Genomic DNA, 22,629 nt, shown 5'->3' with positions numbered 1-22,629 from the left:
GATTGTGGCTATGGGGATAGTTTATTTCGTCATTTTTACTAGTACATTTGAATAATCGGGTGTTTTTTGTAACACTTGTTTATTTATGCTTCCCTAGTAAATGCAAATGCAGCAATCTGGATTAGAACCATTAAATCATTGCTGGAGTGTGTTAGGACGGTGTTTTTTGGTGGTCAGATCTGGATCTAATCCACAAGACGTTAATGTGAAATTTGTGCGGGAGATATTTCGGTGAAAATTAGTTCAAATTGCAAGCAGTCTAGCTTTCTTTGGTCAGAGCGCGCTAGCGCAATCCTTCGCTGGTCATGAGCACCCGCTTGATTGTCCCATCTGGATTATAATAAAGATAATCAACGCAGACCGAACGCCTGTGACTGCCTCCGCCTTTTAATGCACCGTTATGGTAAAAGAAGTAGTTTTTTCCTTTGAATTCGACAATGGCAGGACGGTTTGTTTCGCAGTTTCCGGCCAGTTCATTCAATATTCCTTTAAATATCCATGGCCCATGTATGCTGGGGCTCATAGCATAGGCTACCTTTTCAGGATTGCCATAACCGTAAGTTAGATAATACCAGTCGTTTCGTTTAAAAACATGCGCACCTTCAGAGAAACCAGGTAGCTCAATCGTATTGATTTTGCCCTGCAAACTGAGCATGTCGTCACTTAATTTAGCGAAATAGCACTTTTGGTTACCCCAAAAGATATATGCCTGCCCGTCGGTGTCAATGATTACAGAAGGATCTAGGTTCGCCATTGGATTTTTGTCGAGAGGAATATCATCCCCTGTAATTAGTGCCGATCCTAATGCATCACGGAAAGGACCCGTAGGTGTTTCTGATATGCCTAGTGCAATTGCTTTGCCTGGTATATCGCGATGGGAGACTGCAGCAAACCAATAAAATTGCTGTTTGTTAAAAACCACACAAGATGCAAATGCATCCCCGCTGGCCCAGCTAAAATCTTTTGCCTGCAATGGTACCTGATGTTCTTCCCAGTTGATCAGGTCGGCAGAAGAAAAGCAGAGCCAGTTGCGCATGACGTAGCTTTGTACCCCTGGCGGTGCTTCATCGTGCCCGGTGTATAAGTATACTTTCTGATCGTATAACAAAACAGTTGGGTCAGAAGTGAATTTGTGGCTGAATATGGGATTTCCTGTGTTGATCATATCATTTGAATAATAACACTAGATGGTCTCGAAGTATCGTCATTTCGACCGTAGTGGAGAAATCTTTTAAATTTGATTTCAATAACTTGGTACAAAGATCTCTCCATTTCGCTGCGCTACAGTCGAGATGACGACCATTCTATTGGAGGCTTTCAGTAGGAGTCTTTTGGACAACATGACAGCATCCGGGGTGAAATCGCCCTTATGATACACCCTATTTTTATTCTGCAACGGCCTCTTCGTTAACCGCGTTGACAGCAATCTCGGTAAGTGCCACATCGGTTGCCTTTTCATTTTCAAGGGTTTGAGAAAGAAGTTCGGCAATGTCCGTGTGTCCTATATTTTCGGCAAACACCCTAAGGGTACCATAGGTTGCAATTTCATAATGTTCCACTTTTTGAGCCGCCAGGATGAGTCCTGCATCTCTTATCATCGTACCTTTGTCGGTATCGGCGATAATTCCATCGGCCTCTTCCAGTAAACCTGCCATTGCATCACACTTTTTAGCCGCTGGTTTTTCACCTAAAAGTCCAAAAACTTCTTCCAGTGTAGTCACATGTTGTTGGGTTTCAGTTGTGTGTTTTTCAAAAGCAGCTGCAAGCTCAGGGCTGGTGGCCGCTTTCTGCATTTTTGGAAGCGCTTTAGCAAGGTGTTTTTCTGCCCAATAAATATCCTTTAATTCATCAATAAAAAAATCATGGAATTCAGAATTTTCTATTTTTCCTGTTTTTGATGTAGACTTTGAGGCTTTGTTGCCCGCTGTTTTTGTAGTTGCCATAATTATATTTTAATAGGTTTTGATGTCTATAGAACAGGTTGAAATTTCAAATGGTTTTATGTATTTCATTTTAAGCGCTCCCTGATGTATTCAGTACCTCAGATAACCCCAATATCAAACACTCTGATCAGTATTTCTTTTTGATGAAACTGTTTTTCGAGTTTACTTTTGATGGCTTTCCAAAATTCTTTATCAAATAATGCCACCATAACTTCAAACACAATCATTTTATCTTTTTCCAGCCTTGTCTGGTCCTGCCATTTACCTAACACGGGTTGGTGTGCATAGATGCTAAGCCCGCCGAATTTTTTTATCAGCAGCTGCTCGAGTGTTTTTAGCCTTGTATCAGCAGCAGGAAGGTCTGTAAGGGGCAAAAACAATTGGATGAGTTTCTGTTTATCAGGATTTTTCCCGTAGCTTTTCTCGATCAGTTTGAAGGCCTGATCAGTTTGGATATGCCCGAGTATATCAAAAGACTTTTCAGCTTGTTTGTTGTAGTTTACAAAAAATTCTTCTATAGCTGTCAATAACCCCGAGGGGAGGTCCTTTAATGAATTTATTTTTGCGTATGCTGTACTTATGTTAGCTATCGCGATAAAACGATCGTTACGTACTGTTTTCCCATCTTGCTCGCGCTTTTGAGCCTTTATCCCTCCAATTATCCTGCATTCTACCGCACAGCCTGTAAAATTTTTGAGTTCGGAGATGACCACGATATCAAGGGGATCACCGTCTTCTCCTACAGTTCCGGGTAAAAAGCCAAAATCAAAAGGAAAAACCATCCCAGCAGGCAATAATTTGCTCAGGATAAAAATATTGCTCTTGGGTTCATAATCAAATTTCTGGCGACTGCCTTTTGGGCTTTCAATAATGGCCTGTACCAATTTATCCATCAGGATCAATTTTAATATTTCTGGTCTTTTTATTTTCCGGTTTCCATGTGCGGTGCATCTACCGGCTTAGATTCCGGAGAACCTTTCTGTCTTAAGAAAATGGTAAATACCACAATAGCAGCTACTGAAAGGAATTCGCTCTGCCAGTTTTGAAAGGTCTCGAACCAAAAGTTGGCCTGGCCAAGATAGGCGGTCATGGTATCTGTTGCTTTACCTTTTAATATTTGCTCAGCGTTGTGATCTCGCCAGCTACCATAAAAATGGAGGTACCAGCTTAACAGAAAAAGTATGCTAAAAGCAATAGAAAGTGAGTTGGAATACAGCTTTAAGATCAGCCCGCCCTGGCGTACAGGCCATGGGGCACTCTCCGAGGCAACAGGCTCGCGGTCTACCTCTTCTTCTTCATCAAGTTTTTTAGACTCGGCAGAACCGATCTGACGCAGTTTTACGGTTAGCAGCACATAAAGAACCATTTGCAGAAATTCGCTTTCAAAATTTTCGAAAGTGGCGGAAATAAAATGCCCAGTATGAAGGTAATTATTAAAAGAGATCGGCGAAGCTCCCTCGTCGCTGAGTTCACTATTGTGTTCTTTCCAGCCGGTAATCGCCTGTGCCAGGAGTGTAAAAACAAATAGGCTGATAAAGGTTATGGAGAGCCCATTTCGGTACAGCCAGGTCTTTTTTGGAAATACTTTCTTTGCTTTCATATCTATTATTGGTTATCCAAAGAGGTGAGGTAATCTTCTAACATGGTTGCGCAAGCCAATACGGTTGCTGCAACAATTTCCTCACGACTGCCGGTAAAATTGAGCCTTTCCGAAAAAGCCAGTTCGTTGTGGTGGGTAGCGTAGATGAACATGGTGCCTACTGGTTTTTCCTGTGTTTCACTTCCTCCTGGCGCTGCAAGTCCGGTGATGCCGATATGGATGTCTGCTTCTATCAATTTCGACAGTCCCAGGGTTATGGCCTTTGTAACCTCCATTGATTCAGGGGTGTAGGTCTTGATCAACGAGGCGTCAACCTGTAAAAGATCTTCCTTTAAACAGGCATCATAACAGGTAATACCTCCTTTAAGGAATTTGCCAGCATTTTCTATCATCGAAAAATCCGCAGAAAGCCGGCCTGCGGTTGCGCTTTCAGCAAAAGCAATTGTGAGGTTTCTGGCAATAAGCATTTTGCCTACACTTTTCATCTTGTTCTCCATTGTAAAATCTGACTATTGGCCTCAACATTAACAGATCAGTTTGCAGGTCTTTGCAGAGCCTGATCGCGATAGTGTGGAGGTCTTTTGGCCTAAATAACAACCTTTATTGATAAATGGTTTTATTAGTGTTGGGTAAGCGCAGAACTTTTGTGATCAACAAAACGAAGGTCTGGCTAAGGCTTTTATTAATCACTGATTTACAAGATGATTTTCAATTTCGCCCGCAATGAGGTTAATTTCATGAATGCCTAATGATACCTGTGCCGCTTCTGAATTCAGTTTATGGTCGAAATATGCTAGTATTCCAGGATCAATCTCTTCCTGCTGGAGTAGTATCCAGTCGAGCCCCATTTTTCTGATGGCACCGAGAATACCGCCAAAATAAACGATTATATAATAATCTTCCTTTGGAATAATGGTCAGGGTAATTTTATCATCACCATGATCGATCTGGATATTAAATGGAACCATAAAATTACAACCCTAATGTTGATGGATTTGTTTGGACATTGATCTTTTTTAGCTCCCTTTGGTAAAGGTTGAAATCTTTGTTCAGATTTATAGCTGAGCTTTTTTATCAGGCTGTCCAGTCTTCTGGATTTCTATTCTCTCCAATGCTTTCCTTGGTGGCCCGGTAAGAACCTTACCATCAGTAGTGAATCTGCCTCCGTGACAAGGGCAGTCCCAGCTCTTTTCACTGGCGTTCCAGTTAACAATGCAACCGGCATGTGTGCATACAGGGCTTAAGGCGATAGCCTGGCCGTTTAGATCTTTATACAAAGCGAGCTTTTTGCCGTCTAGTTCTACTATTTTGCCTTCATCGTTTTCTAGTTCTTTTGTTGACTGGATAATTTCTGTTCCAAACCGGTCAGCAACGAAATGATAGGCCACGTCTGCATTTTCCTGCACAAAATCCATAAAACCAGAAATAGGTTTCAATCGCGACGGGCTGAGCAGTTTTGCAAGATCGTTTTCAATACCCAATATCAAATCGGTCAAGATCATTGCCGAAAGACTGCCGAAAATCATCCCGTTCCCGTTAAAACCTGTTGCTACAAAGCTATTTGCATCACCACCCGGAAACTGCCCAATATAGGGTAGGCCATCTACAGGAACATAATACTGTGATGACCATCGATAATCGATTGAGCTGATGTCAAAGTTTTCCCTTGCATATTTCTCTAAAGCTGAAAAGGCCTTTTCCGGATCATCATGTCCCGTCTTATGGTCAGCGCCACCAATTAACAAGTATTGATCTCCATCTATTTCATGACTTCGGAAGTAGTGGTAAGGCTCTTGCATATCATAGGCCAGGCAGTTAGGGTAATCTCCGTTTTTAAGTTTAACGGCCAGTACATAACTTCGGTAAGGCGCATTCCTGAGCGACAGGATATTAATTCCAGGCGGAATGTGTGTAGCCCATACCAAATGTCTGCCCTGAACGGTTATATTACCTGCTTTTATATAGTGGATCTCGTCTTTATACTCGCTGTTTTCAACAAAGGTATGCTCCAGGATATCTCCGCCCAGTTTAAGGAATTCTCTGGCGAGGCCAAGTATATATTTTATGGGATGGAATTGCGCTTGCTCTTTAAATAATAATACGTGTTGGAAATCGATTGGAATGCCGTTTTCAAGCACTTCGCTTACCTTAACACCAGCCTGCCGGGAAGAGGAAAGGATAGATTTTAGCTGCTCGGTTTCTTCCTGGTTCTGTGAGAAGAGGAAGGCATCTTTGTATTCAAAGTCTGCATCGATTTCGAGCGCATTGATATTGCTGCGGATCATTTCGATTATTTCTTTTGTTGCACGGGCAAGTTGGGCAGAGGCTTCTTTTCCAAAATCGCTATCGATCTCCGGGTAGGTGGCATCCAAAAAGGTATTCAGGTGTGCGCTTGTGCCACCTGTTGTACCGAAGCCCAGGTTTTGCGCTTCCATCAAAAGACATTTTTTACCCTTTCGCTGTAGTTCAAGTGCAGTGGTTACACCTGTAATCCCTCCACCAATGATTACTACATCGTAAATTATATTTTCTTTAAGCGGTTTGATCTCCAGGCGGGGATGCGATCCCTGCCATAAACTTTCATTTTCTCCGTCCCTGGCGGACATAAGGTCTGTACGGTTTTCCATAAGCTGTTTTTATACTAAACAGGAGGTAAAGCGCAAAGGTTTTTGAATTATACGTGATTTTCCGGGGCTTATCTTTTTACCTTGAACAGAAGGTTGTTCTTTTTGGATAAAAAAAGACCGGTTAATTTCTGGAGAATCTTTGATAAGTAGGATGATCGGTAATGACAGTGTTAAATGGCGCAAATTTATTTGAGTTTTTCACTTTCAACCATTATTTCTACAAGGCTGTGCATCAGGTTTACTTTTAAACCGCTCTTTTTTATGTCATTTATCAGTTGGTCATCTACGTGTGCATCTTTTCCGTTCCATTTTATCTTTAAATGTTTTGTTCTTATCGGCGGTACAGGAAACACTATATCTTTTCCTTTTGCAACTTCTGCAATATAGTTTTTTAGGATTTCCCTTTGGTTTTCTTCTACAATTACCACATCAAAAAAACCATCACTGGGATCGGCATGTTCGCTTAACCTCAAATTAGGACCAAGGCGCGAAATATTCATGATTTCGACCATGATACATTTTTTCCTTATTTTTTCATCCGGGAACTCTATACTACAGGTATGAGCAGCATAGGTTTCGGTAATTGCCAATAGCGTATCCAGTGCAATTTCGAATTCATCCTCAGCCGTTTTGATTGTTGTGGTATCCATGCCTTCGAGCTTTTGCATCAGTTTAGGAAAAATGCCAAAGCCAAAAGATTCGATGAAAAACAGTGGTTCTGCTGTTCCGGTAACCTGTCCGATATCAAATTTTCGCAGATTGTAATTAGACCAGGAAGCTATATTACGGTCCAGATCGTCTGAAATACCAAGAGAGGTTGCAATATTGTTTGCAGTACCGAAAGGGAGAAGCGCTACCGGCCGTTTGTAACGCAGTTTTTTATCAAGAAGTTTGATAATTGTTTTTTTTATGGTTCCATCGCCGCCAGCAATGACAATAAATGAAGTTTCAGGTCGGATATCTTTTAACGAACGTTTTTCAGACGAGGCGTAATCTACCGAAAAACCATGACGCTCAATGGCTGACGAGAGTTTTTTTTCTGAATGTTTTTGCTGTCCCGCTCCAGGATTATGGATTACATGAACTAAAGGCGCTGGCTTTTTCATCTTTATCTGAACAATATAGGCCAGACTTAGTTTTATTAAGAGGTATGAACAGTAAAAAAAATAGAAATGAATATCTTGATCACCAATGACGACGGCATTTACAGCCCCGGAATAGCAGCACTTGCCAACATTGCCAGAACTTTTGGCACAGTAAGAATTGTTGCCCCTGATGTAGAACAGTCATCCATGGGCCACGCAATAACACATTCGCGGCCTTTGAGTTACAAGAAATCGCCGATTGCTTTTGAGGGGATAGACGCCTTTAGGGTAAACGGTACACCGGCCGATTGTGTTGCACTTGGCCTGCACCTATATCCTGATACCAACGTGGTGCTTTCGGGCATTAATATGGGACCAAATTTAGGCAATTCCATGTGGCATTCGGGAACATTGGCTGCGGCAAAACAAGCCGTTCTTTTGGGCGTAAAAGGCATTGCTTTAAGTACGCCGGTTGGCCGTACCGAACCTGATTTCGAAAAACTAAAAACCTTTGTGGTCAGTTCACTCAAGGAATTATTTATAAACAACGAGCTTGCCCTGTATAATGTTAATTTTCCGCCAGAACCTAAAGGTATTAAGTGGACGCGGCAGTCCGTGCGCCTGTATGATGGAAATGTTGTTCCGGGAGAAGATCCGATGGGAAGGAAACATTTTTGGATTACGGTAACTCCGCTTGAACCAGCCGAAGAAGACACCGACCGTTGGGCTGTTGACCATGGTTATGTTTCTATTACGCCATTGCGGTTAGATTTGACCAATGAGGTTGAGCTTGTAAGCCACTTGATGTCTAAATAGCTTAAATTTTTTAGAAATTGTTAATGCATTAAAAAAGGCCCGTGAGGGCCCTTGCTTAATGTACTGGATTGGTTTTTTGCATCGTGTCACGTTTGAGTGTGTCACGTTTGGTGGTGTCTTTTTTAGACGGCCATTCTTTGCTTTTCTTTGCAGGTTTTGTTTTTTCTGTCTTTTTTTTGGTGGTGTCTTGCCGTGTTTGTGCAACCGATGCCAGGCAGATTGAGCAGGCCAGCATCATCATCATAAGTTTTTTCATAAGAATAGAATTATTGTTAAAATACTAGCAATAAAACAATTGTGCTTTTGTGAAAGTTTTACGAATTTTTCTTTTAGTCTGTGCAATTTTTCAACGCATAGCCAGTGGTGTATTTTTTTGTACTGGTTCTTCATCAACCAATTAATTTTATAAAACCATCTCTGTTTTTACTTTGTTTTATGGTGAAGACCGGATAAGTAAACCGAACAATTTGTGCTGGTTTATCGACTGGTAAATTAATTTTTGTAAAAGCGCTAAAATCATGAAACACCCTCAGTTTTGTCTATTTCTTATTGTTTCGCTGTTTTTGCTTGGCTGTAAGCATGATCAGACCGAATTTGCCATGCACGATCGCGAATTTACCGACTCTGTATATCCTGAAATGCAATATCAGCAGCAGTTGAATCTTGAACTGCAAAAGATGGCTGATACACCAGAAATTAAGGGCCTAGGCATCAGGAGAGGGAATGAAAATCAAACCTATATTCAGCAGTTAGCTGCAAATACAAATACGCAGGATCAATTTCCGCAAACTTCGCTCAAAGAAGAACACTTACAAAAACTAACACTAATGCGTCAACATAATCCAGTCCAATTTGAGCAGTTATATTCACTTCTTATCGATTCAGACCAAAAAATGATTGGTTTCCATGTAAAAGCTACGGGTTCTACAGGATTGCTCAATCCTGATTTGAGAGCCTGGGCTGAAGCAAAAATCGCCGATTGGACAGCAGACTTGAGTGAAATCCAACGTTTGAAAAAATAAGCAAAGCTGATGCTGCCGCCTTGGTTTTTATCGTTTTGATGTTCGCCTTGTAATGATATAGAGTTTTAAGCTAACCTGGTTGGTTTAAGTTTAATTAACCAATTATGTATCCTTTGCAGCACCTTTTAAATTTAACAGATCGACAATCTTTTTTAATAATACAAAGATATCAAAGGGTTTTACCACAAATTCTTCGGCATTACATCCACTGGTCATTTGTTGTATATCGGCATGGGCACTCATCATAATTATCGGTGTTGCAGCAGTTTTAGGATCAGCTTTAAGCAGTTTACACACCGCCATGCCGTTGCCATCGGGCAGCATTACGTCCAATAAATAAAGGTCTGGATTGATATCCTTTCTGCTCAAAAACTCATTAACGGTAGTATAACATGCTACCTGGTAGCCTTCTTCTAAAAGCAGGAACTGTAATATATCTCTTATCCCTGCATCATCCTCAAGTATACAGATCAGTTTACTCATAAATAAATAGTTTGTACACTAAAATTTGTTCATTAAAAATACCATTTGCGTTTTCACGTTACTCTTTAGTGGCATTTTTTTGATCTTTATTGTTGCCTTCTTCATACCTGTCTTTATCCTTTTCGTCTTCGTGTACAATAAGCGAATGGGGGGTGGCCGCGGCAGGGTTCGAACCTGTGCCATCGGTTTTGGGCAAACTTAAAAGATCGTTGTTATTGGTTAACGGCGTGTTTTTTATATCAGTATTACCCAAAGCAATTTGATTTAGCTGTTCCTGGTTTTTCCTTAGATTCCCTTTCTCAAGGTCTTTTCTGTCGTTTTTGGTATTTGCCATAATGCGATTTACTTTGTTAAAATAACAGAACCACTAGATTAAAAGTTTTAAGCAAAGCGAAAATTAACCAATATAAGTTTGGGTATTTCGTTTAACTTTTTATTTGCTAAATTATTTTTGATGCGTTGAGCCGATCATTTTTTTTATTTCGAGCGCATTAAAAGCCGCATAACCAGCCTGGTCATTATCGAAATAGAGGTACATGTCTTTTCCTTCTTTCATCCACGAAATCAACATGTTGTCCCACTTTGTTAAACTATTGTTGTTATAACTTCCCTGATATTTTCCTTCAGGTCCGTGTAGTCTGATATACACAAAATCTGCTGTGCTCAAAATAGGAGATTGATGCCCGGCCAGCTCATAAATGCAAAAAGCACAGTTATATTTGGCGAGCAGGGTAAATACCTCATCATGATACCAACTTGGATTTCTGAATTCGAAAGTATACCGGTGCTTTTTAGGGAGCATTTCTAAAAATCGCTCCAGCCTTTCGGTATTTAATTGCCATTTAGGCGGGAGCTGAAAAAGGATAGGTCCCAGTTTGTTTTCCAGCCCTTCAGTAGCTTTTAAAAAATCCAGGATTTCGGCCTGTTCCACATTCAATTTCTTGAGGTGGGTAAAATATCTATTGGCCTTAACAGCATAAGTGAAATTTTTAGGACTTTGCAATTTCCATTGCTTAAAATTATCGATGCTTGGCTGGCGATAAAATGAATTATTCAGCTCTACAGTATCGAAATGTTTGGTAAAATATTTAAACTGATCTTTCTTTTTAAGATCATCTGGATAAAAATTGCCCTCCCAATGACGGTATTTCCATCCCGATGTGCCGATGTATGCTTTTCCTAATTTCATATTTCGTTATCAGTTTGTTTGCACATTGCTGCTACCACTTATTCAATTTCTCCATCAGCCATGCCATCTAAAAACCAGCCAGACCTGTATTCGAATCTTGCTGATGAAGTTTTCGATTTATTGGTAACCTTGCCAATAAAATCATGGGCAATATCGCCTTCGCTTTCCAGAATTTGTTTGGCCAGGTTAGCATATTGGTTTAAATCCAACCCATCGTTGATAATATAGGTCAATTCTCCGTTTTCGCTCCATGATGATTCAATTAATCCGTCATTAAATTTTTTCTTTAATGAATTCAAATCTTCTTGATTATGGTTTAAAGGTAGGTCTCTCATCTTTAGTTTTATCATAATTTCAGTTGATTGCTTAATTGCTGTATTTATTAATAAACAATAAAAAAGCGATGTTGGTTCGGGCTGTTTTTATTTTTTATGGCAGAAATATAAGTTTAGCTTATTTAACTAATGTACTATGCTTAAATGTTTGTATTTCAGGTATTTTGTTCTTTTAAAACAGTATTAACCACATTGCAAAAGGATGTGTTTTTGGGTAAATTGCTCTTAACAGCGTTATCAATAAGGTTATGGAAAAACGGGTACAGTTCATTACGGTTGAAAAACAGGTGCATTTGCCGCAGAGGCTAATGATTATTGAGGATGATCCCGCACTTTCTGAAGTGCTTGGAAATCTTTTTACCGATATGGGATTTTACTGCCGTATAGAGACAGATGCTCCTGAAATGAATGTGATAGCGGCATTCAGGCCAGACCTCATCATTATTGACTACCATTTGCCGAAGGTAAATGGTGGAGAGATTTGCACAGCACTTAAAGAAAATGAGCATTTATCTAAAATTCCGGTGGTAATCATTTCGGCCTATAGCAGTATTTTACTCCAGTTGGAGGGAAGTACATTTGATTGTTTTATTGAGAAACCTTTTAGTATTGAAGAGATATTGAAGCCAGTAAAACGTTTATTGCTTAAAAAAAAACCGAAAAAGTTAAACAGTAACGCTATGCTCATGTATTTTAAGCCCTGGCGTATAAAATTTAACTAATCTTCCAATCTTTTAACATGAGTTCGATTATCAAGTCTCATTTTGTGACGTTTTAATCAAGTTTTCTGTTAAGGCGGTCGTCACCCTGAATTTATTTCAGGGTCTTTCACACTAACAAGATGCTGAAATAAATTCAGCATGACGATAAAGCGGGATTAGGCGTACATAAGATATGATTTTTAGCAAATAATTATCGAACTCAGGTTTTTAATAAGAACGCTTAATTAAATACCAACCGTCATTTAAGTTAGATATCTGTAATTTTCTTGCTTTTAGGAATTCCAAACCTGGCATATTCGCCAATAGGCATCGCCTGTGGAAATTCTCTCCGGTCTACTATTTTACCATTTTTAAGCAAGCCACCAAAACCACTCAAATAAATGGAGCGTATTTTAAGAAGTACCGCTAATTTTTCTCTTTTATCTACCATTGCCTTCATCACTAAGACATACGCAAATGGATATTTAACAGATTTTGTTATGGGTAGATTGCCAGGTTGTTTTGGCTGGTTACTGCGAGTTTTGACCTAATTGATGAAGCCGTTGACTACCGCAAAGCGGATAAGTGCAGCGGTATTTTTAGCGCCTGTTTTGTCTATAAGTGCCTGGCGGTGCCCCTCAATGGTACGTTTACTTAAAAATAGTTTATCGGCCATTTCAGTATTCGTATATCCTTCGGCGATTAAATGTAATACTTCCATTTCCCTTAGTGAAAAATCGATATGCTGTCCGTTTGTTTCGGGGTGTTGTATGGTCGTTTGGGTGAGTTTATCGAGCAACTTTTCGGCCAGTTCGGCACAAAGGTATTTGCCTCCGCCAGCTACGTAGCGTAGTGCGAAATTTAGTTCATCCTCGCCTACATTTTTGAGCAGGTAGCCCCGGGCACCTTCAATAAATGCCTGGGCAACGTATTTTTCATTATCAAGCATAGAGAGCATCACAACATGAGTAGAGGGACTCAGCGTTCTGAGTTGCGCGATCAGGCTGATTCCATCCATTTCAGGCATATTAATGTCGGCAATTACAATATCGGCATGCCCACCTTCAGCAAAATAGCTGAGTACTTCGAGGCCATTGTTAGCTTCGGCTACAACCGTTATTTCTCCTTGCGATTCCAAAAGCATTTTAATGCCGTTTCGAACAATGTTGTGATCTTCTGCGAGTATTACTTTCAAGGCTTCTATGGTTTAATTATTTAATTTTTTGACGATCTTTTGCCATCCCCTGCATTACCAGTTTGAGCCTTTCTATGTGTGCCTGGAGCTCCTTGTCTTTGGCTTCCCTCTCCGGTTCGTTTATGCCATTATCCTTGCGCATGGTATTGTTAAAGTTTCGGCGTTCTTCCATCATGCGGATGGCCACCCAAAGGGTTTCTTCTGTTTTATCGGCATACTCATTATCCAAAAAACTTTCGCTAAAAACATGACCGGTAAAACAGCGGTAGTGTTTTTCTCCATTCAGATCTTCAATCTCGGTAAGAATCCCTCCGCAATCCGGGCAGGTAAAAGGCGTAAGCTGCCCGAGCTGAGCGGTTGCCGGGAGGCTGGTAGACATTCGGATGGTAATTTCTGATTCCAGTTTAACTTCTTCAGGAACGGCAGCGGCTTCGCATTCATTTCTGGAATACAGGTCGCTAAGAATATAGCCCATTTCTTCAATCTGTACCCGGTAATCAACCTCCATGTTGTTGATCACATTGTTGGGCATGTCAGGAAATTCGGCGCCCTCAGGCTCTTGTACAATGCAACGGCCACCGCATTTTTTTATTGCGGCCATTCCAGATGTTCCATCATCTAAAAGGCCAGTAAGTATAATGCCTGTTACACACGAATCGTAAGCAGCTGCAGCAGTGCGGAACAGTACATCGATAGATGGGCGCCAATGGTTTTCTTTAGCGCCCCGTTTAATTAAAATGTGCCCTTTCTGCAGCATCATATGGGCATCGGCTGGTGCAAGGTAAACCTGTCCGTTGCTGATCGGGGTACCATCTTCTGGTATGCTGATCGGAAGCGGCGAATTTTTGCCAAGCATGTTAAGTACAACATCTACAAGGGCTGCCTTACCCAAATGGATTACAATAAATATAGCAGCATCCAGATCGGCAGGAAGTTTAGAAAGCAGCTTAGACACCGCTGATAGTCCTCCCGCAGATGCGCCTATGGTAATAATATTTCTGATATTTTTTGACATGATCACTCTTCTTTAAATTCCGCTGGATCGAAAGAGATGCTAAAACATGCTCCATTGTTGTTATAGGCACTAAATGTACCATTTAACATGGCTACCCTGTTTTTAATTCCCCTTAATCCAGACCCTGCGCGTAGATGTTTTTCGTTTTTTAGATCAATCCCTTTTCCGTTATCGCAGACCGTAATGTTTACTTTTCCATCTTCGGTACATACCGATATGGAGGCCTGTGTAGCACCCGAATACTTGATACTGTTGTTGATCAGTTCCTGGATGATGCGAAAAGCATATAACTGTACATCGCCCGGTAACTTATCGGCATTCCGGTGTATCTGATTGTTGATTTTAAAAACGCTATTGCTCAGGCGTTGGCTCATCTCTTTTATCCCGGCTGTAAATCCGAAATCTTTAAGTACAGAAGGGGTAAGTTCGTAAGAGATATCCCTGATTTCGCGTATGGCCTGATCGAGCAATTTGGTCACATTACCCATTTCGGCCTTAAGTTGAGCTTCATCTGCTTTTTTAAGGTGATTGATGTTGAACCTGATGCCATAAAGCAGCTGGCAGATACTATCGTGCAGGGCCGCACTGATTTTACTTCGCTCTTTTTCCTGTGCATCAAGCACGGCCTGTGTTAACAAACGTTGTTGAGACCGTTTATTCGCCTCTTCAATTTCGTGCGCACGTTTACGTTCAGAAATATCGAATAAAATTCCGGTAAAATAACAGTCTTCGCCAGGTTTTGAAATTTCTCTTCCTTTAGCCAGGATTGTTTTTGGCAGCCCGTGGTCTGATTTTAAACGGAACTCCATGTCTATTTCTCTCAGCGTATTGCTTTTTTCACATACTGTTTTTATTTTTTCACGGTCTTCACTGATTACCAGCTTAAGTAAACCATCTAAAGTACCATCAAAATCATTAGCATTAAGTGCGAGGATGTTTTTACTAAATTCATCAAAATATACCTTTTTTTTATCGGGCCATATGGTCCATGTACCTGTAAAAGAGGCTTTTAATGTCTGGTTAAGTCGTTCGGTAGTTTCTTTAAGTATCTGTGCAGCATTTTTTGATGCTGTAATATCTGTTAAGGTAATGTAATATTCAGCTGCATCGGTTTGCGGGTTTTTCATGGCTATTCCGCCCAACTGTGCTTGCATTATTTTTTCATCCGAAAGCCGGATGAGTGTTTCATAACTTCCGGTATGATCTAAATTTTCCAGTCCTAAAATAAAAGTATAAAAATGCTCCTTTACTTCAGGTAAAATCCAGAAAGAGAAATGTTTGCCCAAAATTGCATCTCTGTGTGTGTGGAGCAGGTTTATGCCTGTATTATTCACCTCGCTAACCATGCCCAACGCATCGAGAATAAAATAACCTATGGGTGCAGCATCGAAAAAGCCGGTGAACCTTGAGCGCTCTATATCGATTGCCCTGTAGGACTCACGGAGTTCATCGTTTTGCATATCCACTTCAATTTCGTGGATCTCCAGTTCGTTAATTAAAACAGCCATTTCGCTGTCTGGAGGTATTCTCTGGCCAGCAAAATTTCTTTCGGCTAAAAGTTCTTCTGCTTTAGCCCTGAGTGCCGAAAGAATAACTTCTTTTGATGTTTTGTTCAAATTTTTTTATTTTTCCTTAAAACTCAATATCATGATTAAAGTACTCCCTGTTCCTTTTTCCATGATCCTTTCTATTTTAATTTCCAAGTGTTTTAAGCCCAGCCCGTTAAAATGGTGCTGCACATATATTTCTTCACTTGTTAGGGATGAATCGGAGAGCTTGTCAGAGAGAAGATCCATCTGCCACTTATTAATAACAATTTCTTTGAAAGAAAGTTCTCTTATTTCATATTCTTGTATACGGAACATGTTCTGAAACTTCTCATTGCACACCAATACCTTTCGGTCTGCATCCAATACAACAGTAGCCTGAGGATGTAGGTCGGCTGTTGATTGTGCATATTGCAATAAGCCGAGCATCCTGGCATTCATTGATTTTATTGGTGTAATTTTAGTAAACGTAAGTACAGCACCATTGATGAAATTATCCATTGTACGGTAGGGCATGATGCGTAGGTTATACCATTCGCCTTTTTTGGTCTTGATTTCAAGTTCTTTACCTGATAAGCTGGTAATTACTTCATTAATGGTCTGCTCAATAGAAGGATATTCGAAATTTGAAACAATATGGGTAATGGAACGGCCAATATCGGATGTAATTACATTGAACAGTCTGGTTACCTGGGGGGTGAAACGTAAGATGTTAAGCTGGTTATCAAGAAATATGGTGCCGATCTCGGTATTGTCCAGCAGGTTTTTCATATCATTGTTCAGCTGGGTGAGCTCTTCTGCCTTGTTCTGGTATTGGAGGTTAATCGTCATCAGTTCTTCGTTGAGCGATTGCATTTCCTCTTTGGTGGTTAATGCTTCTTCATTGGTGCTCTGCAGTTCCTCATTGGTGCTCTGCAGCTCTTCATTGGTCGATTTTAGTTCTTCCAGGGAGGTTTCCATCTGCTCAATGGTGGTGTGCAGTTGCTGTTTGGTATAGGTAAGTTCTTTTTCAAGTTCTTCTACCGCCCCTTCGCTGATATTGGATGCAGACTTAGATTTTCTTGCTACAGATTTTCTAACCAGCCCCTTTTCATAAAAATTTACCAGTAAAAGACCTTGAAGTGCAGGCTCGTTAAGATACTCGACAGAAAAGCCCATCAGGTAAGTACGGTTGTTTTCTTTGATCCGGATATCGTTAATTTCGACCTTTGTGTGGTTGGTCAGGCACAAGTGAATGGCATTTCCCAATACGTATTTAAGTTCTTCCCTTACCATCCGATGGATATTCATTACCGCCTCGCCGGGATTAAGCTGGATAAACCGGTTTGTTTTACCGTTGATGTAAAGGATTTCGCCCTTCTCATTCAACAATAAAGAAGCGGGGGTGTAATTTTCGAGCAGTACCTTATTAAAGTTTTCGGCAATTGGGTTTTTAACCACTGCTTTTGCCGCACTGTCTATTTTACCCAGTTTATCCTGATTGGCGATGTGGAAAGGGAAATCCAATATTTTTCCAATGGCACTTACACCTTCCTTACGTTCAAAAATCTTCCATTTCGAATCTATACTGTTAAAAATATCGTTAAAAGCACCCACAGATTCGGCAGGTCCTAGAAAAAGGAGGCCGTTTGCTTGCAGCGAATAATGGAAAACCGGAATAATCTTTTTCTGCAGCTCTGTAGTCAGGTAAATCATCACATTGCGGCAGCAAAGCAGATCGAGCCTGGTAAAAGGGGCATCTTTGATCAGGTTGTGTTGTGCAAAAACAATCATCTCTCTGATTTCCTTTTTTACAGTATAGCCATTTGGTTTTTTAACAAAGAATCTCTCAAGCTGTTGTGCAGACAATTCTGCAACGATATTCGAAAAATAAAAACCTGCGCGTGCATGGTCTATCGCATTTGGATCGAGGTCGGTAGCGAAAATCTGGGCTTTAGGCTTCCGCTTCGACTTAAGGTTGTCTAAAAACTCGGTAATGATGATGGCAACAGAGTAGGCCTCTTCACCTGTTGAGCATCCCGCAATCCAGATCCTGATCGGCTCTTCCGGGCTTTTTTGTTCAAGCAAGCGGTAAATATGTTCTTTTAGGCTATCGAAGGCATGGCGGTCTCTGAAGAATTTTGTTACCCCGATCAGAAGTTCGTTGAACAGGGTATCTATTTCTGCCGGATTTTCCCTTAAATAATTTACATAGCTTTCGTAATCTGGCAATTGGTGAAAGGCAATCCTGCGCTCTATGCGGCGGGAAATGGTATTTTTTTTATATAAAGTGAAATCATGTCCGGTTTGCGAACGCAATAACATTAGTATTTTTTGTATGTGTACCTTATTGGTAAGGGGTGAAGTTAGCTCTTCGTTTGCTTCACCTACTAGGACCGGATGATTAAGGTATTGGATCAGTTTTAATGGCATTTCTTCCGGGGGAAGAACATAATCGGCCATGTGGGTTTTAATCGCAGCAGAAGGCATGCTCGAAAATTCGGCTGTATCTGGCTCTTGTACCATGGCCATGCCGAGTTTTTCCTTGATCATTCTCAAACCTGTTTCCCCATCGGCCCCTAAACCAGAAAAGATGATGGCAACAGCCTTGTTCCATTGATCTTCAGCTAAACTCTGGAAAAAATAATCAATAGGCATGTGTGCGCCTTTTGGTCGTGAGGCGTTAAAAAGTAATAGATGGCCATTATGAATACCCATATCAACGTTCGGGGGAATAACATAGATGTGGTTTTCGCATACTTCCATACCATCTTTTGCTGTCAATACCTGCATACTGGTCGACTCCTTGAGCAAGACGGTGTAATCCAGTTCTTCGGCTTTATCATGGTGGATAATAATTACGAAAGCCATGCCGGCATTGGCAGGCATATGGGTAAAGAATTTTTGATAGGCAGGTAAGGATCCGCTGGCTCCGCCCATACCTATAATTGGGAAAGAAGCAGCCTGCTGAGGCGTTTCCCTGTTCAGCTCTGCTGGATGATGTGACTGAGCACCATCTTGGTTTTCTTGCATTTCTTTTATGTTTTTCGCATCTCAATTATCATTGTGGAATGGATAAGGGGAACGCGGATACTTGCTATACTGCCCTGATGCCGCATTTTGTTCGACATTGGGATTATGGGTCAGATCAAACGCTGGAAAGTCCATGTGTAGTTCCCATAGGATAATTAAAGGATAAATATAAGCGAAATTTTGGGCCAGTCAAAACCCGCAGGTGCTTGTGCTTAAAATTGTAAAGATTAGCCTTAAAACGATTTACAAAACTTAGCATTATTTAAAATGCCGATCTAACTGAAAATGAAAACAATAGCCAGGAGATCTCTTTTTCTGTCTTCAAACTTAAGAGACTAATAAATCTTGAATTGTAGTGGAGGAAAATGCTTTTTTAAGAATTTTGTAGTGATAATTGAATTGGTTTGGTGTTAATTGATTGATATTTAATCTGTTGTGTGTTGTTTTTGAGTACTCGAATTTTCTCATATATCCGATAGTATTTTGGGTATTATTTGTTCAAAATTGGGTATTAGTCGCAAGCAGACGGAGAAATACGGTGTGTAGTATTTGGAACAGTTGTATCATAAATATAATTGTCATATTGAGGCCTAATTTATTGCATAAAAATCCTTATCTAGCGCAAGTCTTAGCGCCCCAGCCCATGCAAAGGCCTGACTTGTGCTTTAAGTCAAATCAATTTATTAATCTCTTAAGAAAATTTAAAGCACAAGTCAACCACCAGCACTGCCCTAGCTACTAAGACTTGCGCTAGTGAGGGGGTTAAAACATTTAATGTCATTGAACGTAGACGTCAGCCTGCTTATTTTTTATACTGTTTGAGCTGTTTTTTTAACAGTTGCCTGGCCTGGTGTATGTGGGTTTTCACCGTGCCAACAGGTATGTCGAGCTCAAGTGCGATTTCCTGGTACTTATAACCTTCAAAATATCTGATAAAGGGCACCGAATAAGCCTTGGGTAACCTTTTTAAAGCATTTTTAATATCTTCCATTGCAAACTTGCTCTCGGCCTGGTTTAAAGTTGCGCTGCCGCCGAGCTGTACCGATGAAATTTCTTCAACCTGTACCACATGGTCGCGGTGCCTTTGATGTTTGCGATAAGTATTTATAAAGGTATTGCGCATAATTACAAATAGCCATCCCTTTATATTGGTGCCTTCATCAAATTTCGAAGCAAAGCGTGTTGCTTTTACCAAAGTATCCTGCAAGAGGTCATTTGCATCATCATGATCGTTAGTAAATTTCAAAGCGTGTGAGCGCAGTGCCCCAGAATAGAGGCTGATGTTTTGTGAGAATTCGTACTGTGTCATAGGTATATGTTTTTAGGTGTATAAAATCCATCAAAGGATATACCATTTGGCACTGCGCTTTTAGGCTGCCCTGAGTTTGAGGGTATAAACCACAGGTAGCGGAAAGTACCCGATTATCAGCCGGTTGAACGTCAGGCAAATCGCCCTTAAAACAACGCTTGGGCAAAAAAACATTAGCCACGGAAACACAGAAATCATGGAGGGATTAAAGTTTTTGCGTGTTTTTCGTGCTTCCATGGCAAACATAATGCTTAAGTATGCGCAAAAAGGAGGAAAAATTATTGAATAAAAGTTAAAAGCAATTCCTTAGGTTGAATGCGATGAATTCTTTTTTAAAAATATCCGAAGTGCACAAATGCCTGTTCTGCCGTTACATGATCAGCATATGTGATTCGATTAGCCGGCTTAATGTTAGGCAAATCGCTCTCAAAACAACGCCTGTGCAAAAAGAACATTAGCCACGGAAACACAGAAATCACGGAGGGGATTAAAGTTTTTGCGTGTTTTTCGTGCTTCCGTGGCAAATATAATGCTTAAGTATGCGCAAAGAAGAGGGACATTATTGAACAAAAGTTAAAAGCAATTTCCCTGGGCTGAATGTGATGAATTCTTTTTTAAGAATATTCGAAGTGGACAAATGCCTGTTCTGCCTTTACATGATCAGCATATGAGATTCGATTAGCCGGTACATTTCATCTATATCAAATGGTTTCTCGATAAAAGCATCTGCCTGACAATCCCTTATTGCTGATATATTGCTGTTAACAGAGGTAAGGATTACAGGTAAATGGCTAATATCAGGTGTTTCCCTGATCATGCTGCATAACTTTCTTCCATCTTCATACCCGAGCATGATATCGATGATAATCATATCGGGTATGATGGATCTAATGCTTTCTATCATCTGCATACCATTTAAAAAACCAAATACCTGATACTGGTTGCAGGTTAGGGCAAGTGTTAAGGCATCTAGATTGGACGGGTCATCTTCTATAAGGATAATTTTTTTGGGCATAACCTCAGTTATATGAGAACTGAGATTAAAATTAGATATTATCGTACAGAGGTAACTACCTGATTTATAGTATTAAAGATGTTATCAGATCCGTATTTTGCGCAATTGTTTTGCGGGAAATACGGGGTTGGCTAAATGATGATCTACTTTTTCAATTCTTATTAATACTGCTTCTGGCACAGTAGCGATTACCCTTTCCGGTTTGCTTAATGATCCGTCTTTTGGGGAAATTCAGATTATCATGCTTTCCGGTCAGGTTTTCTAACGGTTTCATAAGCCTGTTATTTAAGGCTGTCCGTTTCCACCTGCAGCACCATAAATCTGGCCGGTTGAAAAACTAGCATCATTTGCTGCAAGCTGGACATAAATGGATGCCAGTTCAGCTGGCTGGCCAGGCCTGCCCATGGGTGTATCTTTACCAAATTCTTTAAGTTTTTCAGGTGTTGATCCACCTCCCATCTGTAGCGGTGTCCAAATGGGGCCGGGTGCTACTCCATTTACCCTTATTCCCTTCGGACCTAGCTGTTTAGCAAGTGATTTTACAAAATTGGTCGTAGCAGCCTTTGTTTGTGCATAATCAAAAAGATCAGGAGAGGGGTCGGTTGCCTGAACAGAAGTAGTGCCAATGATCGATGAACCCGGTTTTAAATGTGGCAATGCTGCTTTGATAATCCAAAATGGCGCGTATATATTTGTTTTGATTGTCCAGTCAAACTGTTCGCTGGTTAAGTCTGCCAGTGATGGGGTACTTTGCTGTCTTGCAGCGTTGCTAATGAGGATGTCAAGGCCGCCAAGCTGGCTTACAGCAGTATCTACCAATTTTTTACAGAAGGCTTCATCCCTGATATCACCAGGAATGGCTACTGCTTTACGACCAGCTTTTTTAATCAGTTCAATTACTTCTTTTGCATCAGGTTCCTCTTGTGGGAGATAGTTTATGGCAACATCGGCACCTTCTCTGGCATAAGCAATTGCGGCAGCTCTGCCCATGCCCGAATCGCCACCGGTAATAAGTGCTTTTCTGCCAGCTAGCCTACCGGAACCTTTGTAACTGCTTTCGCCATGATCGGGCCTCGGTACCATTTTACTGGCCAGTGCCGGCCAGGGCTGGTTCTGGTGGTTAAAAGGAGGACGTGGGTATTTTGTTGTGGGATCTTCTAACGCATTGTTCGGGCTATCGTTATGCTGTACCAAAGTTGCAGCATTTAAATTTGACGACATGGCCACGCCAGCCAGTCCAATGCCGAGGCTGCCAATAGCCTCCCGTCGGGTGATTATATTTTTCTTGTCCATAATGAAGTTTTTAATTGCTTCATATATAACCACATCAGATTTTAGTTGGTTTGGTTTTTTTGAAATTATTACATCATGTTTCCCCCGTAGAACTTGAGCTGCTGCCATTTCATGTCTCTGTCAATGTCGTTAAGTTAAGCGCTTTAACCACAGATGCACACAGATAAACACGGATGAGAGGTTGAGATAAATCGTCATCTCGACCGCAGTGGAGAGATCTTTTAAACATGGTCAAAGATCTCTCCTCCGAAGGAGTTCCTTTGGAACACTCCGCCTTGCTCCGGTCGAGATGACGCCGATTTTTAGTATCTGTCATTGATAGAGTTTAGAATTTTTCAAATACACCGGAGGGTTGATGATATGGTTTGGCGGTTCGTCATTCCCCAACTTGATTGGGAACCGTAATGCAAGCGCTTTAAGATTAGCTTTGCTGAGCAATCGT

The 22,629-nt window shown here is 40.8% G+C and carries 24 protein-coding genes; 3 read left to right on the top strand and 21 right to left on the bottom strand.

Annotated elements, in window-relative coordinates; translation table 11 throughout:
• Window positions 1-283: 283 nt before the first annotated feature.
• From ACTJKN_RS14265 to ACTJKN_RS14230, 8 genes are all read right to left on the bottom strand, one after another.
• Complete coding sequence (locus tag ACTJKN_RS14265) at window positions 284-1,165, bottom strand: glycoside hydrolase family 43 protein (RefSeq protein WP_440825945.1); 882 nt, start codon at window positions 1,163-1,165, stop codon at window positions 284-286.
• Window positions 1,166-1,385: 220 nt separating this feature from the next.
• Entirely contained in the window at window positions 1,386-1,943 is a 558-nt protein-coding gene (locus tag ACTJKN_RS14260) for a YciE/YciF ferroxidase family protein (protein ID WP_230145298.1), read from the bottom strand.
• 98 nt (window positions 1,944-2,041) lie between these two features.
• Complete coding sequence (locus ACTJKN_RS14255) at window positions 2,042-2,836, bottom strand: inorganic diphosphatase (protein WP_440825943.1); 795 nt, start codon at window positions 2,834-2,836, stop codon at window positions 2,042-2,044.
• Between the two features lie 29 nt (window positions 2,837-2,865).
• Window positions 2,866-3,543, bottom strand: coding sequence for a DUF6766 family protein (locus ACTJKN_RS14250; RefSeq protein WP_440825941.1), 678 nt, complete (start codon window positions 3,541-3,543; stop codon window positions 2,866-2,868).
• Between the two features lie 5 nt (window positions 3,544-3,548).
• Window positions 3,549-4,040, bottom strand: a complete 492-nt coding sequence (locus tag ACTJKN_RS14245; protein WP_440825939.1) for a CinA family protein — start codon at window positions 4,038-4,040, stop codon at window positions 3,549-3,551.
• A 189-nt stretch (window positions 4,041-4,229) separates the two neighbouring features.
• Window positions 4,230-4,511: a hypothetical protein gene (locus tag ACTJKN_RS14240; RefSeq protein WP_440825937.1), complete on the bottom strand. Its 282-nt coding sequence runs from the start codon at window positions 4,509-4,511 to the stop codon at window positions 4,230-4,232.
• Window positions 4,512-4,598: 87 nt separating this feature from the next.
• A complete protein-coding gene (locus ACTJKN_RS14235) occupies window positions 4,599-6,170 on the bottom strand; it encodes an FAD-dependent oxidoreductase (protein WP_440825935.1) in 1,572 nt (523 codons plus the stop codon).
• Between the two features lie 185 nt (window positions 6,171-6,355).
• Window positions 6,356-7,276, bottom strand: coding sequence for a diacylglycerol/lipid kinase family protein (locus ACTJKN_RS14230; RefSeq protein ID WP_440825933.1), 921 nt, complete (start codon window positions 7,274-7,276; stop codon window positions 6,356-6,358).
• A 66-nt stretch (window positions 7,277-7,342) separates the two neighbouring features.
• Between ACTJKN_RS14230 and surE the strand changes: the two genes are divergently transcribed.
• The gene (surE, locus tag ACTJKN_RS14225) at window positions 7,343-8,071 is read left to right on the top strand and encodes a 5'/3'-nucleotidase SurE (protein WP_440825931.1); all 729 of its coding nucleotides are present in this window, start codon (window positions 7,343-7,345) and stop codon (window positions 8,069-8,071) included.
• Window positions 8,072-8,126: 55 nt separating this feature from the next.
• On the opposite strand, the gene ACTJKN_RS14220 is transcribed toward surE, so the two are convergent.
• The gene (locus ACTJKN_RS14220; RefSeq protein ID WP_230145306.1) at window positions 8,127-8,327 is read right to left on the bottom strand and encodes a hypothetical protein; all 201 of its coding nucleotides are present in this window, start codon (window positions 8,325-8,327) and stop codon (window positions 8,127-8,129) included.
• 262 nt (window positions 8,328-8,589) lie between these two features.
• Here ACTJKN_RS14220 and ACTJKN_RS14215 point away from each other — a divergent pair, with 262 nt between their 5' ends.
• Window positions 8,590-9,093, top strand: a complete 504-nt coding sequence (locus ACTJKN_RS14215) for a hypothetical protein (protein ID WP_440825930.1) — start codon at window positions 8,590-8,592, stop codon at window positions 9,091-9,093.
• Between the two features lie 102 nt (window positions 9,094-9,195).
• Here ACTJKN_RS14215 and ACTJKN_RS14210 read toward each other — a convergent pair whose 3' ends face one another.
• From ACTJKN_RS14210 to ACTJKN_RS14195, 4 genes are all read right to left on the bottom strand, one after another.
• Window positions 9,196-9,576, bottom strand: a complete 381-nt coding sequence (locus ACTJKN_RS14210; protein WP_440825928.1) for a response regulator transcription factor — start codon at window positions 9,574-9,576, stop codon at window positions 9,196-9,198.
• Window positions 9,577-9,634: 58 nt separating this feature from the next.
• Entirely contained in the window at window positions 9,635-9,910 is a 276-nt protein-coding gene (locus tag ACTJKN_RS14205) for a hypothetical protein (protein ID WP_440825927.1), read from the bottom strand.
• Between the two features lie 111 nt (window positions 9,911-10,021).
• Complete coding sequence (locus ACTJKN_RS14200; protein WP_440825925.1) at window positions 10,022-10,765, bottom strand: DUF72 domain-containing protein; 744 nt, start codon at window positions 10,763-10,765, stop codon at window positions 10,022-10,024.
• A gap of 38 nt (window positions 10,766-10,803) precedes the next feature.
• Window positions 10,804-11,115 (bottom strand): hypothetical protein, encoded by a 312-nt coding sequence (locus tag ACTJKN_RS14195; protein ID WP_440825923.1) that lies wholly within the window; start codon window positions 11,113-11,115, stop codon window positions 10,804-10,806.
• A 233-nt stretch (window positions 11,116-11,348) separates the two neighbouring features.
• On the opposite strand from ACTJKN_RS14195, the gene ACTJKN_RS14190 reads away from it, so the two are divergent.
• Entirely contained in the window at window positions 11,349-11,822 is a 474-nt protein-coding gene (locus ACTJKN_RS14190) for a response regulator (protein ID WP_440825921.1), read from the top strand.
• Between the two features lie 247 nt (window positions 11,823-12,069).
• On the opposite strand, the gene ACTJKN_RS14185 is transcribed toward ACTJKN_RS14190, so the two are convergent.
• The 8 genes from ACTJKN_RS14185 to ACTJKN_RS14150 form a co-directional block, all read right to left on the bottom strand.
• Window positions 12,070-12,261, bottom strand: a complete 192-nt coding sequence (locus tag ACTJKN_RS14185; RefSeq protein ID WP_440825919.1) for a hypothetical protein — start codon at window positions 12,259-12,261, stop codon at window positions 12,070-12,072.
• A gap of 87 nt (window positions 12,262-12,348) precedes the next feature.
• A complete protein-coding gene (locus ACTJKN_RS14180) occupies window positions 12,349-12,996 on the bottom strand; it encodes a response regulator (RefSeq protein WP_440825917.1) in 648 nt (215 codons plus the stop codon).
• A 16-nt stretch (window positions 12,997-13,012) separates the two neighbouring features.
• Complete coding sequence (locus tag ACTJKN_RS14175) at window positions 13,013-14,011, bottom strand: chemotaxis protein CheB (protein WP_440825915.1); 999 nt, start codon at window positions 14,009-14,011, stop codon at window positions 13,013-13,015.
• A gap of 2 nt (window positions 14,012-14,013) precedes the next feature.
• Entirely contained in the window at window positions 14,014-15,627 is a 1,614-nt protein-coding gene (locus ACTJKN_RS14170) for a PAS domain-containing sensor histidine kinase (protein WP_440825913.1), read from the bottom strand.
• Between the two features lie 6 nt (window positions 15,628-15,633).
• Window positions 15,634-18,570 (bottom strand): CheR family methyltransferase, encoded by a 2,937-nt coding sequence (locus ACTJKN_RS14165; protein ID WP_440825911.1) that lies wholly within the window; start codon window positions 18,568-18,570, stop codon window positions 15,634-15,636.
• A gap of 802 nt (window positions 18,571-19,372) precedes the next feature.
• Window positions 19,373-19,879, bottom strand: coding sequence for an RNA polymerase sigma factor (locus ACTJKN_RS14160; RefSeq protein ID WP_440825909.1), 507 nt, complete (start codon window positions 19,877-19,879; stop codon window positions 19,373-19,375).
• Between the two features lie 652 nt (window positions 19,880-20,531).
• Complete coding sequence (locus ACTJKN_RS14155; protein ID WP_440825907.1) at window positions 20,532-20,894, bottom strand: response regulator; 363 nt, start codon at window positions 20,892-20,894, stop codon at window positions 20,532-20,534.
• Between the two features lie 285 nt (window positions 20,895-21,179).
• Window positions 21,180-22,187 carry an SDR family oxidoreductase gene (locus ACTJKN_RS14150; RefSeq protein ID WP_440825905.1) on the bottom strand — a complete coding sequence of 336 codons (1,008 nt, stop codon included), beginning with the start codon at window positions 22,185-22,187 and terminating at the stop codon, window positions 21,180-21,182.
• Window positions 22,188-22,629 lie beyond the last annotated feature (442 nt).

The organism is Pedobacter sp. 22163 (genome assembly GCF_052045595.1).
Classification (GTDB): Bacteria; Bacteroidota; Bacteroidia; order Sphingobacteriales; family Sphingobacteriaceae; genus Pedobacter.
The sequence above is the reverse complement of the archived record's forward strand: the minus strand, read 5'-3'. Positions and strand labels throughout refer to the sequence as shown.

Bases quoted from the DNA above. Each gene is read 5' to 3' on its own strand.
- ACTJKN_RS14265 (WP_440825945.1), bottom strand. From the start codon at position 1,165: ATGATCAACACAGGAAATCCCATATTCAGCCACAAATTCACTTCTGAC.
- ACTJKN_RS14260 (WP_230145298.1), bottom strand. From the start codon at position 1,943: ATGGCAACTACAAAAACAGCGGGCAACAAAGCCTCAAAGTCTACATCA.
- ACTJKN_RS14255 (WP_440825943.1), bottom strand. From the start codon at position 2,836: ATGGATAAATTGGTACAGGCCATTATTGAAAGCCCAAAAGGCAGTCGC.
- ACTJKN_RS14250 (WP_440825941.1), bottom strand. From the start codon at position 3,543: ATGAAAGCAAAGAAAGTATTTCCAAAAAAGACCTGGCTGTACCGAAAT.
- ACTJKN_RS14245 (WP_440825939.1), bottom strand. From the start codon at position 4,040: ATGGAGAACAAGATGAAAAGTGTAGGCAAAATGCTTATTGCCAGAAAC.
- ACTJKN_RS14240 (WP_440825937.1), bottom strand. From the start codon at position 4,511: ATGGTTCCATTTAATATCCAGATCGATCATGGTGATGATAAAATTACC.
- ACTJKN_RS14235 (WP_440825935.1), bottom strand. From the start codon at position 6,170: ATGGAAAACCGTACAGACCTTATGTCCGCCAGGGACGGAGAAAATGAA.
- ACTJKN_RS14230 (WP_440825933.1), bottom strand. From the start codon at position 7,276: ATGAAAAAGCCAGCGCCTTTAGTTCATGTAATCCATAATCCTGGAGCG.
- surE (WP_440825931.1), top strand. From the start codon at position 7,343: ATGAATATCTTGATCACCAATGACGACGGCATTTACAGCCCCGGAATA.
- ACTJKN_RS14220 (WP_230145306.1), bottom strand. From the start codon at position 8,327: ATGAAAAAACTTATGATGATGATGCTGGCCTGCTCAATCTGCCTGGCA.
- ACTJKN_RS14215 (WP_440825930.1), top strand. From the start codon at position 8,590: ATGAAACACCCTCAGTTTTGTCTATTTCTTATTGTTTCGCTGTTTTTG.
- ACTJKN_RS14210 (WP_440825928.1), bottom strand. From the start codon at position 9,576: ATGAGTAAACTGATCTGTATACTTGAGGATGATGCAGGGATAAGAGAT.
- ACTJKN_RS14205 (WP_440825927.1), bottom strand. From the start codon at position 9,910: ATGGCAAATACCAAAAACGACAGAAAAGACCTTGAGAAAGGGAATCTA.
- ACTJKN_RS14200 (WP_440825925.1), bottom strand. From the start codon at position 10,765: ATGAAATTAGGAAAAGCATACATCGGCACATCGGGATGGAAATACCGT.
- ACTJKN_RS14195 (WP_440825923.1), bottom strand. From the start codon at position 11,115: ATGATAAAACTAAAGATGAGAGACCTACCTTTAAACCATAATCAAGAA.
- ACTJKN_RS14190 (WP_440825921.1), top strand. From the start codon at position 11,349: ATGGAAAAACGGGTACAGTTCATTACGGTTGAAAAACAGGTGCATTTG.
- ACTJKN_RS14185 (WP_440825919.1), bottom strand. From the start codon at position 12,261: ATGAAGGCAATGGTAGATAAAAGAGAAAAATTAGCGGTACTTCTTAAA.
- ACTJKN_RS14175 (WP_440825915.1), bottom strand. From the start codon at position 14,011: ATGTCAAAAAATATCAGAAATATTATTACCATAGGCGCATCTGCGGGA.
- ACTJKN_RS14165 (WP_440825911.1), bottom strand. From the start codon at position 18,570: ATGCAAGAAAACCAAGATGGTGCTCAGTCACATCATCCAGCAGAGCTG.
- ACTJKN_RS14160 (WP_440825909.1), bottom strand. From the start codon at position 19,879: ATGACACAGTACGAATTCTCACAAAACATCAGCCTCTATTCTGGGGCA.
- ACTJKN_RS14155 (WP_440825907.1), bottom strand. From the start codon at position 20,894: ATGCCCAAAAAAATTATCCTTATAGAAGATGACCCGTCCAATCTAGAT.
- ACTJKN_RS14150 (WP_440825905.1), bottom strand. From the start codon at position 22,187: ATGGACAAGAAAAATATAATCACCCGACGGGAGGCTATTGGCAGCCTC.